This window comes from Pseudosulfitobacter sp. SM2401 (genome assembly GCF_042932805.1).
Taxonomy (GTDB): domain Bacteria; phylum Pseudomonadota; class Alphaproteobacteria; order Rhodobacterales; family Rhodobacteraceae; genus Ascidiaceihabitans.
Genome location: NZ_CP170633.1, coordinates 771,215 through 782,649, shown reverse-complemented (window position 1 = coordinate 782,649; position 11,435 = coordinate 771,215). Strand labels below are relative to the sequence as shown.

The window sequence follows — 11,435 nt, the reverse complement described above, 5'->3', positions numbered from 1 at the left end:
GTCTTAGTGGCTGGTGTCCATTTTCTCCAGACTTTGGTTGTACCCAATCCAGAACAGTCGTGCGGACGTGTCATACAGAAATGAAAAATCCATATCAAAGGCCAGCTGATCCGCCTTTTCAGCAAGATCGCGAAGGGCAAGGCGCAGTGTCTCTTGCTTGGCAAAACCCGTTTGCACGGACAGGCGCAACTGATCCAACCATTCCTTTGTCTGAGCGGAGGCTTCGGGGTGCGTTGCCGCCCATGCGTCCAAGACCGAAATGAATGTCTCTGAGGATACCCTGTGGCCCAACCAGTCAGGTTCAGAATACAGTTGGCCCGCCATCTCATAGGCGGCAGAAGAAACTGCGTCCGGACAATCGGCGATGACTGCTAGCCAAGGCATGAAAGCATCAATATCGCGGGCAATGGCGTTCAGGTTATGGTGGAACCTTTCCAGCCATGTCGTGATGTCCCTCGCCTGCTCAGCTGTAAGATCAGGGGATTTTTCTATTGCCTCCAATGCAAGTATCTCAAGCGCCTGCCAATGCACGCCATCGAGGGCGGCAAGTCCTTCTTTCAACCGCAATGGCGACGCGATGATCTGTGATACTTGATCCCGGATCGCGCGCTCTGTTCGGTCCAGAGTTGAATAATCGCGCATCGGCACGCCGCGTAGTGCTGCGCACAACAGATCCAGAGACACCTCAAGACTGTTGAAATTTGCAGGTACGATCACGGGCGCATCAACAAGATCCAAACACCCCTGTTTTAGCGTGACCAACGACACCGCCAAATTGCCGCTATCAACGACCGAGACATACCGCGGCTCAAGTGGGTCCAGCGTTTGGGTGTCGTACCAATTCATGAGATGACCACGATATTTGGCCATACGCCCAAGCGTGTCGAGGGTATTGCGCACACGCGCAGCAAAGTCGCTTGTGGTGATGAAACCCATGTCACGTGCGGCCAATGCTGACACAAGGAACATGCCAATGTTGGTCGGCGAGGTGCGGTGCGCGATCTCTTCCTTCTGGCCGAACTGATAATTGTCAGGTGGCAACCAGTTGTCATCGGGGCCAACGAACGTCTCAAAGAAATGCCAGGTGCGCCGTGCCGCAAGGGTCAGGAATTTGCGCTGTGGGTCATTCAATGATTGAGCGCGAAAATAGCGGGGTTGTGCGCTCCAAACCGATATCTCCGGCGCGATCAGCCAAAGCACGAGAACCGGCACAGCGCTCCAGAACCCCTGCAAATCAAAAAGCGCCAGATGTCCTGCGATCACCACCGCGAGCGCCGAGGACGGCCACATCAGATGCCATGACGCGCGCCGGATGCTGCTGTGCGATAACCGCGTCGATGCGTGCGCCGCCGAGGTCCATTCCAACCGGTTTTTACCCGTGACATAAACCCGCCAAAGCGTGCGAAAGATTGCATCCAGCGCGATCAGCGTGTCGCTGACCAGAAAGGCGATGAAGAAAAACCAACGTCCGCTGGTGGTCCGAATATTGTGGACTGCATTGCCCAGCGCGCCGCGCCGCACACCGCCCGTTGCAATGGCAAACGTTTCGCCGATCAGATAACTGCCCGGTGCCGCAAGTGCAAAACCCGACCAGACCAACGCACTGCCCGGCATCAGCAGCCAACCAGCAAGAAAAAACAACAGCAACGCGGGTGACATCAGACTACGGCGCAGGTTGTCCACCAACTTCCAGCGATCCAGCCCTGACAGCGGTGTCTTTTTGGTCCAACCTTCCGCTGTCGGCACCCTACGTCCAAGCCATGGAACCAACTGCCAGTCGCCGCGCATCCAGCGATGCTGACGCATGGCAAATTCCGGATAGGTCGCGGGTAGGTCTTCGTACAAAACAAGATTGCTGACCAATGCTGCCCGCCCATGCAGCCCTTCGAACAGATCGTGACTTAGGATGTGGTTATCGGGCACCCGGCCCAACATGCTTTGATGCAAGGCCGCGATATCGTAGATGCCCTTGCCGACATAGATGCCAGTCCCGAACATATCCTGGTACACATCTGACACGGCCCGGCTGTAGATATCTATGGCGGTGTCGCCGCCATAAAGATGCGTGAAATGCGTACCTTTGCCTAGCTTTGGTAAAATCTCGATGCGCGGTTGTAGAATGGCATGACCTGACACAACACGCCCGCTACTTTGATCAACGACGGCCCTGTTCAGCGGGTGTGCCATGATGCCGACAAGGCGTACCGCTGATCCCGGCGGCAATTGCGTGTCGGCATCCAGCGTGATTGCATACCGGATACCACGCAGTGTTTCGGCAGGGCCTGCAACCACGTCAAACGCGTCTTTTCCATCCCTCAAAACGTAGCGGTTGAACTCTTCGAGTTTGCCGCGTTTGCGTTCCCATGCCATCCAGCATCCTTCGGCGTCGTTGTATTTACGGCGACGATGCAACAATACGAACGGCGGACTGGCATCCACAGCGTAGCGACGGTTGAGGTCTTCAATCCGCTTTTGCAGCGCGGCCTCTACCTCGATGTCTTGTGGTAATGTTTCGGTTTGTGCATCGGCAATATCGGATAAAATGACAAATCGAAACGCGAAATCAGGGTTGGCAATACGCAGAATTTCAACCTTTTGCGCAATTGCATCCACTTCGCCGGGGGATGCGATGATCACCGGGACAATGATGGCAGTGGCATAGTCTTGCGGAACTGCCTTTGAGAAATCCATCTCGGGTAAAATTTCCGGGCGGCTAAACCGGGCAATCAACCAATGGCCGAACCAAACGCTCGGGATCGTTGCTGGAAGAACGGTAATTGAAAGGCCGGTCAGCCATTGGGTCAGAGTTGCATCTTGAACCCATAAATAGATCACCGACACCAAGATCGCTGCAACCACAAGCAAGATCAATCCGGCAGCATAAAGGGTGCGATTGTAACCCGACAAGCGACGCTGCAATGCTAAGACACCCGAAACACGGCACTGCAGCGCGTCCTCAAGCGTCAGCAAGCCCTCCTCGACCAGCCAATATCCGACATGCCAGCGGCAGGTATCTGTTTCCTGATTGCGCGACAAAGCGACCGCCATGCGCGCCACTTCGGGTTCCGAGTGATCGCACCGCGATGCCAGTTGTTCAACCACGTCGCGGTACCGGTTGCGGGTCTGAAATGTCATGGCTGGATAAATGTCGGCGGGATCGTTTGCCAGCTCCGCTTCGATGCAGCTGACCTCATCGACAAAGTCCGGCCATTTTATTGCATTGACAGCAATCAGATTTGTAATTGCTTTTGCAACGGCATCGACAGGCCGGGTTTCGGGTGCGGTCAAGGTCTCTGTGCTCAGCTTTACCTGTGGCATCAGTGCTTTATCCATCGCCCCAACAGCGTGGATGAACCGCTCCAGGCATACCAGCCGCAGCATCGATGGCATTGCCCAAAGTTCAGCGTTAGTCAGTTCTGCGGACTGCTGATATTGCGCAATGAAATCGGTAAGGCCCGTCAGTGTGATCTGTGGCTCTAAAACATTATAGACGGCCTGCGACACGGCAAACGCATGCGGCGTTCCTGCGCCATCGGGTTGGGCAAGCGCTGGCAGTCTTTGGTAGAATTGCGGAGGAAAATCCTCATCCAAGCGCCGCAACGCGCGGAGGATTTGGTAATCGTTGTCCAAGATCCAGTCTGCTGCACGTTCCTGACTGGGCGGCGGTTCGGAACAATACCTGCGAACCCTTTCAAACCATTCACCCAAGGTTGGCAGAACCCGGTAGATGTCAAGAAACGTGGGTGGGCCTGAGACAACTCGGTGGTGCAGCGCGTCCGCCTCCGGCCCGGTTCTTGCATCAATCAAAGGCCTGTCCGGTGCAGTCATCAGTCCGTGCCAGCCGGTTGCCTGACCCCCGTTGACGACAGCTTGCCGAATGCGTGATTGTTGTCACGGTTGTTTCGAGGACGTACCAGCAGCACCGGAATATCCGCATTGGTCAAAACGTACCGTGCCACATCACCAGTGGGCACGTCTCTGTGTCCGCTTTGTCCATGTGTCGTCATAACCACAAAGTCCGTATTTTCTTTTGATATGATGTCGATCAATGCGCGTCGCGCATCACCACTGTGGGAAACTCTGACTGAAATTTTCAGGCCGTTGCGTTCAAACCGTTTCCTGATCCGGTCAAGATAGGTTTTGCCAGCTTGTTCATTGCGATGCCTGACAAGGGCGTGCAGACGCTCGGTCTCAGGGTCCCCTGCCGCGAGCTCTGTCAGGCTGGGCGCGGGCAAGACGTAACATACGATCAGTTCGGCGTGTTCAGCCCGAGCCAGCTTCATGGCCACCGGCAACGCCGCTTCTGCACGGGACGACCCATCGAGAGGTACCAAAATTCGGCGGTATTGCGCATTCGGCTCAATCGCTGCGTCATCCGGGATCATCAGAACCGCGGCACTTTGCGACAAAAGCACACCCCAAGCCGTCTCGCTCAAATACCACTCTATATCGCTGCGGGGTCGCAGAGACGCAGCCATGTCGCCCTGTCGGTGTTCCATGAACGCCTTGATCCGGTTGACGCATTGCCCCTCAAGAAGTTCGACGCTGCAGGGTTGGTTGGCCCCTTCCGATCCCTTTGTCAGCATTCCCAATTGCTTTAGGGTTTGTTGTTTCTTTATGTCCCATTCCACCGGATCAATCGGACCGTTGCCGTTTACAGGTTTACACAACACCTGCACCAAGACCACTTTACCGCCAAATACGCCCGCGATTTTTTGTGCATGGTTGACGCCCGCCGCAGTTATTGCCGCGTCTTCTACAAACACCAAAACATCCGATGTTTCAAAGGCCTGTCCCGGTTCTGACAGTCGGTCCTTGCCGGGCGGCATTGCCTGTTGTGATCGGGTCATTGTGCGCGCCATCCTTTGATGCAGATGTCTCTGGCAAAGCCATAAGAGTCCGAAAAACGAACTTATCTCGCGTTGGCATTCAGAGCATTTCAGTACGGCTACCGTGCAATCGAGCAACGAAACCACACATGACCAGACTAGACCCGAAATCTTTTCACCGATTGATCAGTGTCAATATGGTTTCTGTTTCATGCGCGAAGCTAGGCAAACTGACGGCATCGTTCCGGATGATACGCGGCTATCCATCGCGTTTTTGAATATGATTTACCAGCACGCACAGTACCTTTCTCGCCGCCTGATTAGACCGAGATAAATGTACCCAGGACAGAAAGTGATCTGATGATCCAGTTTGCAGAATACGCGCTCGACAGAATGCTGCGGTCACTCATACAAGACGGTGCACTGCACGTCATCATGCCGTCCGGAGATAGTCACAGATACGGCACCTTGGGCGGCGATCCGGTAAGAGTTCGTTTGCGCGACACCGCAACCGTGAGGCATCTGGCATTGAATCCGGAATTGGCCCTGGGCGAAGCGTACATGAACGGGGCGCTGATGATTGACGGGGATGATTTGCAGGAATTTCTGGCGTTGATCGTACGGAATGTTCAGCGTGTTGCAGGGAATCGGGTCTGGTGGCAAAAGCCGCTGCTAAAATCCCGCGCCGCCCTTCGCTGGCTGACGCAAAACAACATCGTCGAGCGCGCGCGCGGCAACGTGGTACACCATTATGACCTGTCGGGGCGTCTGTATGACCTGTTTTTGGATGAGGACCGGCAGTATTCGTGCGGCTATTTCAAAACACCGACCGAGACACTGGATCAGGCGCAGGCGCATAAAAAGGAACACATCGCCCGCAAACTGATGATCGAACCGGGCATGACGGTCTTGGACATCGGATGCGGTTGGGGCGGAATGGCGTTGACGCTGGCAAAAGGCTTTGGTGCCCGGGTTGTCGGCATTACACTATCGCAAGAACAGCACATCTACGCAACGCAGCGTGCAAAACGCGAAGGTTTGGCGGACAGGATCGACTTCCGGCTCTGCGACTACCGTCATGTTGAAGGCAGTTTCGACAGGATTGTCTCGGTTGGGATGTTCGAACATGTGGGCCTGCGCCACTTTAATAGTTATTTTCAGACCATCCGCGACCGGCTCTCTCCTGACGGCATTGCGCTCATCCACACGATTGGCTGGATTGCGCCTGCGACGGGAACGAACCCTTGGCTTGCCAAATACATCTTTCCGGGCGGCTACATCCCTACTGCTTCAGAAGCCATCCGCGCCGTCGAAAAAGCCCGATTGTGGGCAACGGACATTGAATGTTGGCGGCTGCATTATGCCTATACGTTGCGGCACTGGTACGATCGGTTTCGACAGAATGAAGATCAGGTCGCGGCGATGTATGATGATCGCTTTGTCAGGATGTGGCGCTTCTATCTTGCTGCGTGTGAGCAAACCTTTCGCAATGGCCCACAGGCGGTTTTCCAATTCCAGTTGTCCCGAAATATCGATGCCGTTCCACTGACCCGAGACTACCTTTATGACCAATCAGATTTGGGCGCGACCACGGATGCGAATGGTACGGCACGCCCGGCGATTGTCGCCAAAGATGGGCGGCCAATTTGTTCGCACGGATCAGATAATTCACATTTCAACTCTCGTAAGGAGCAAGACAATGATCAACAAAATTCTTCTAGCCGTTGACGGGTCGCTGACCGCGCAACGGGCCGTCGACGTGGCAGCCGAATTGGCAAGCAATTTGCACGCAGATCTGTTTATCGTGCATGTCTTGATGCACGGTCGTCCAGCCGCAGAGCTCGTGCATATGGCCGAGGTAGAACATCTCGTCAAAGAGGCGCAAAGTGTTGTCTCGCCGGGCACGGCGTATGTACCAAGAAGCTATCCTGAACTTCTGGGCGGCGACGCAACAGACGCCAGGACGGCAAGGATCATTGCAGTTCTCGGCGACCAGATTGTCAACAGAGCGAAAGCGCTTTGTGCAGAAAAAGGTGCCAAAACCGTCGAGATATCAGTGCGTTCGGGCGATTATGCCGAGGAAATCCTAAAATCGGCCGCGCAATTCAAGGTCGATATGATCGCCATCGGGTCACGCGGACTTGGGGCTCTCGAAGGCACCGTATTGGGCAGCGTGTCGCAAAAAGTGCTGCATTACGCGGCCTGCAGTGTTCTAGCGGTCAGGTAGTCCAACGCATCAGCGACCCCGAACACTGCCGTGCTCAAGGCGCAATGGCCTCAGATTTCGCCGTCAATTTTCCAGGCTTGCCGAAGGTCAGTGACAATATCTTTGGGAATCTTGAAATAGCGCCCAATCTCAGGATCAGACAGCCCCAGATCCGCGAGCGATTCTAGGCAGCGTTTCGGCGTTGGACCCAGAACATGCAGGTATTTCTGCAAGTCATGTGTCAGTTCTTTTCGGTTTGACTGAATTTGGCATGGAAGTGACCGCCCACCGGGGCCAAGCTTCCGCATGATATCCAGGGTTCCAGAATGGTCTACCATAGTAAATTCCCCACCTCCACACAGGACAAAGTACGAACGTGATTTACGTGTTTCAAAATATATTCATCGCCGATTGATTCCAATCAAGATGTCCGTATCTAATTTTTATCTGGCAAGAATTTGCTGATGAAATGTCCAGAAGGCGGTGGCATTCGGGCGTTGGCCAATTGATGCGCATCATTCTCATGCGCCGTAGACGCGCTACAAGCGACAGCCAACTTTGGAGAAAATGCTATGCACGCAATGGTTCTGCACAAAGGTGCGACTAAACTTCGGTATGAAGATGTCGCACCGCCAACCTGCGGCCCTCGACAGGTGCGGGTCGCTATTGAGGCGTGCGGTGTGTGTCGCACGGATCTGCACATCGTCGACGCAGAACTGAAGAACCCGGTGCTGCCACTGATCCCCGGACACGAAATTGTCGGTAGGATCGTGCAAGTGGGTGGTGATGTCGAAGGGTTGGCCATAGGTCAGCGCGTGGGTGTGCCATGGCTGGGACGGACCTGCGGTCGCTGCCCCTATTGCAGCACAGGTCGCGAAAACCTCTGTGATGCACCCGGCTTTACCGGATATACGTTGAACGGTGGATTTGCCCAAGAATGCGTTGCCGATGCGGCATATGTGTTTGCGCTTTGCGGTGATGCCGATCCGGCCCATTTGGCACCACTGCTGTGCGCCGGACTGATCGGGTATCGCAGTTACACCATGGCAGGTGAGGCGCAGCAGCTAGGGTTCTATGGATTTGGCGCGGCGGCACACATCCTTGCCCAGATCGCGGCATGGCAAGGCCGCGACGTCTATGCCTTTACGCAACCGGGCGATAGTGTTGGGCAGGATTTCGCGCGCGCGAATGGTGCCATCTGGGCAGGCGGTTCAGACGAGGACCCGGATCTATCATTGGACGCAGCGATCATCTTTGCACCCGTGGGTGCGCTTGTCCCCAAAGCTTTGAAAGCGGTGCGCAAGGGCGGTCGCGTCGTCTGTGCAGGTATTCACATGAGTGATATCCCATCCTTTCCCTATGCCGATTTATGGCATGAACGACAGATCATGTCCGTCGCCAACCTGACGCGGCAGGACGGCGAGGCATTTTTTCCGCTTGCTGAAAAGGCCGGTGTTCAAACCCATACGACGGCCTATGCGCTCAAAGACGCAAATGAAGCCTTGCGCGACCTACGCAACGGCCATCTGAGCGGTGCTGCGGTGCTTGTCCCCTAGAGTATTTTCAAGCGGTTTAAATTTCGTGCCACGATTGACAAAACTCAATCTCGAAACGCCGCAGATGCCATATCCTTGACGCTATGGAACAAATAGCCTTCACATTTGCAGGTCGCGCTGACGCAGGTCGGCAATTGGCAGACGCTTTGGCGGGGCTGGAACTTGACAGGCCGCTGATTTATGCCCTGCCCCGTGGCGGTGTGCCCGTCGCAGTCGAGGTCGCAAAAAAGCTTAACGCGCCGCTTGATTTGCTCCTTGTGCGCAAAATCGGTGCACCCAATAATCCGGAGGTCGCCCTCGGTGCGATTGTCGAGGGTGCTACCCGCGAAATTGTCATTAACAAGGACGTCAAACAGCTTTCAGGTGCCGACGGGGATTATCTTGAACGGGCTGTGGCCGATCAAAGGGTTGAACTTGAGCGTCGCAAAAAGCGATATTTAGGAGATCAGCCAAGGCTAGACCCAAAGGGTCGAACCGTTGTTGCGGTGGACGATGGGCTGGCCACTGGTGCCACAATGAAGGCGGCTCTGATCGGGCTGAAACGCAACAGTCCGGAACGGATCATCGTTGCCCTCCCGGTTGCCCCAAAAGCAGCTTTACAAGAGATATCCGATCAAGCCGACGACATCATTTGCCTTCATCCTGTGACGTCATTTCACGGTGTAGGCGGCTTTTATCGCGACTTTCATCAACTCACCGACGACGAAACAGTGGGCCTGTTGGGTCAAGTTTCGACCGGCACGACACATACCGCAGATACGGCCAAGAAACGCATCCACAAACGGCAAGTGGCCATCCCACCGCTCGGGTTGCTCGGTGATCTGACGGTCCCGCCGGACCCGCGCGGCATCGTTCTGTTTGCCCATGGCAGCGGCTCCGGTCGAAACAGACCGCGCAACACAGATGTGGCTAGGAAACTCAATGCGGCAGGGTTTGCGACACTTCTGTTCGATCTGCTGACACCGCAGGAAGGGCAGGATCGCCGCAACGTTTTTGCCATTCCGCTGTTGGCCGACCGCGTGATTGAAGCCTCAATCTGGATCACCTCCGAGCCTGACCTTGAAGATCTGCCACTTGGCCTATTTGGGGCAAGCACAGGTGCCGGGGCCGCCCTTGTTGCTGCCGCTGAACTTAAGAGCCGGGTGGCTGCGGTCGTATCGCGGGGCGGTCGGCCCGACCTTGCCATGGAGTTTCTTCCTCAGGTCTCCAGCCCAACATTGTTGATCGTCGGTAGTCTGGATCACGATGTCATCCGGCTGAACAAACAAGCTCTTATTGCCTTGAAATGTGAAAAGAAGCTGGAGATCGTTTCAGGTGCCGGCCACCTATTTGAAGAAACCGGCACATTGGACAGTGCGGTTGATCATGCTGCCAATTGGTTCAAAACACATCTTCGCACACAGGCCACGACACAGCCAAAACCCGTACCGCCGCCAAGAACCGACACCGTACGATCTGTCCTGCGCGCCGCCGCCGAACCTTTGCCCCAGATCAATGATCCTGATTTTGCCAAAGCGTTCGATCGGTTCGGATCAAAGCGTGTGGTGCTTTTGGGCGAAGCATCTCATGGCACCTCGGAATTCTACCACGCACGGGCCGCCATCACCCGGCGCTTGATCGAAAAACACGGCTTTTCCAGTGTCGCCGTCGAAGCCGACTGGCCTGACGCTGCAATGGTTGACCGCTACATCCGGCAAAAGCGGCCCGGGTCGATGAAACCTTCGCCTTTTGCGCGCTTTCCCACATGGATGTGGCGCAACGTAGAGTTCGATGCGTTCACACGCTATTTGGAGCAATATAACCGGGCAAGAAAAGCCGATGATCGCGTCGCTTTCTATGGCCTTGACTTCTATAATATGAACGCATCGATTGCGGCGGTTCTGGCGTACCTTGACCGGGTAGACAGAGCGGCGGCCGCTGTGGCCCGCTCGCGCTACGCGTGCTTGTCAGCGTGGTCGCAGGACCCCGCGTCTTATGGTCGCGCCGCCCTTTCACCCGGATTTTCCAATTGCGAAAAACCGGTTACGCAAATTCTGATCGACCTGCTTAAGCAGCAATTGGACTATACCGCGCAAGATGGTGACCAGTTTTTTGATGCAGCACAAAACGCACGACTGGTTACGAATGCGGAACGCTATTATCGCGTGATGTATTACGGCTCCCGGCTGTCTTGGAACTTACGCGACAAACACATGTTCCAGACGTTGCGCCAGATAATGGCCCATGCAGGCCCAGACAAGAAAATCGTGGTCTGGGCACATAATTCCCACATTGGCGATGCGCGTCACACCGATATGGGCAGGGTCCGTGGCGAGTTGAACATCGGACAGCTGTGCCGCGAGGAATACGGCGATACGGTCGCCTTGATCGGATTTGGAACCGCATCTGGCACCGTTGCCGCCGCCTCCGAGTGGGACGCCCCGCTGGAAACAAAAGACATCCGCCCGCCGCGGCCCCAAAGCTACGAGGCACTGTGTCACGACGTCGATCTTGAACGTTTTCTGTGGGATTTCAAAAAGGAACACCCCCCTGAATTCCTGCGGCTCCTGAACCAGCAAAGATTGCAGCGCTACATCGGCGTCATCTACCGGTCCGAGACTGAACGCGCGAGCCACTACAGCTATGCCTACTTGGCAAAACAGTATGACGCTTTTGTCTGGTTTGACCAGACACGGGCGGTCTCCGCGCTGCCCACACTGACAAATATCAAAGAGGACAAAACCTATCCGTTTGGCTTGTGAACTAGCCTCGCGATCCCGTCGGTCAAGAACCCACTTGAGGAAGATAAAATGAGACCCATTGAACTGCCGCATTGGCTGCCCCCAAAATTTCTATCGCGGTTCT

General features: G+C 55.3%; 6 protein-coding genes. 4 read left to right on the top strand and 2 right to left on the bottom strand.

Features of this window, described 5'->3' with window-relative positions; genetic code table 11:
• Positions 1 to 3: 3 nt before the first annotated feature.
• Both ACFIO0_RS03930 and ACFIO0_RS03925 read right to left on the bottom strand, forming a co-directional pair.
• The gene (locus ACFIO0_RS03930) at positions 4 to 3,600 is read right to left on the bottom strand and encodes a DUF3131 domain-containing protein (RefSeq protein WP_390913787.1); all 3,597 of its coding nucleotides are present in this window, start codon (positions 3,598 to 3,600) and stop codon (positions 4 to 6) included.
• Between the two features lie 227 nt (positions 3,601 to 3,827).
• Positions 3,828 to 4,850, bottom strand: coding sequence for a universal stress protein (locus tag ACFIO0_RS03925; protein WP_390913785.1), 1,023 nt, complete (start codon positions 4,848 to 4,850; stop codon positions 3,828 to 3,830).
• Between the two features lie 339 nt (positions 4,851 to 5,189).
• Here ACFIO0_RS03925 and ACFIO0_RS03920 point away from each other — a divergent pair, with 339 nt between their 5' ends.
• From ACFIO0_RS03920 to ACFIO0_RS03905, 4 genes are all read left to right on the top strand, one after another.
• A complete protein-coding gene (locus ACFIO0_RS03920) occupies positions 5,190 to 6,557 on the top strand; it encodes a class I SAM-dependent methyltransferase (protein ID WP_390913783.1) in 1,368 nt (455 codons plus the stop codon).
• The gene (locus ACFIO0_RS03915; protein WP_390913781.1) at positions 6,529 to 7,056 is read left to right on the top strand and encodes a universal stress protein; all 528 of its coding nucleotides are present in this window, start codon (positions 6,529 to 6,531) and stop codon (positions 7,054 to 7,056) included. The genes ACFIO0_RS03920 and ACFIO0_RS03915 overlap by 29 nt, the downstream gene beginning before the upstream one ends.
• Before the next feature lie 551 nt (positions 7,057 to 7,607).
• On the top strand, positions 7,608 to 8,591 hold the full coding sequence (locus ACFIO0_RS03910) for a zinc-binding alcohol dehydrogenase family protein (protein ID WP_390913779.1): 984 nt from the start codon (positions 7,608 to 7,610) through the stop codon (positions 8,589 to 8,591).
• A gap of 83 nt (positions 8,592 to 8,674) precedes the next feature.
• Positions 8,675 to 11,332 (top strand): erythromycin esterase family protein, encoded by a 2,658-nt coding sequence (locus tag ACFIO0_RS03905; protein ID WP_390913777.1) that lies wholly within the window; start codon positions 8,675 to 8,677, stop codon positions 11,330 to 11,332.
• Positions 11,333 to 11,435 lie beyond the last annotated feature (103 nt).

Coding starts and splice junctions, on each gene's coding strand:
- ACFIO0_RS03925 (WP_390913785.1), bottom strand. CDS start 4,850: ATGACCCGATCACAACAGGCAATGCCGCCCGGCAAGGACCGACTGTCA.
- ACFIO0_RS03920 (WP_390913783.1), top strand. CDS start 5,190: ATGATCCAGTTTGCAGAATACGCGCTCGACAGAATGCTGCGGTCACTC.
- ACFIO0_RS03915 (WP_390913781.1), top strand. CDS start 6,529: ATGATCAACAAAATTCTTCTAGCCGTTGACGGGTCGCTGACCGCGCAA.
- ACFIO0_RS03910 (WP_390913779.1), top strand. CDS start 7,608: ATGCACGCAATGGTTCTGCACAAAGGTGCGACTAAACTTCGGTATGAA.
- ACFIO0_RS03905 (WP_390913777.1), top strand. CDS start 8,675: ATGGAACAAATAGCCTTCACATTTGCAGGTCGCGCTGACGCAGGTCGG.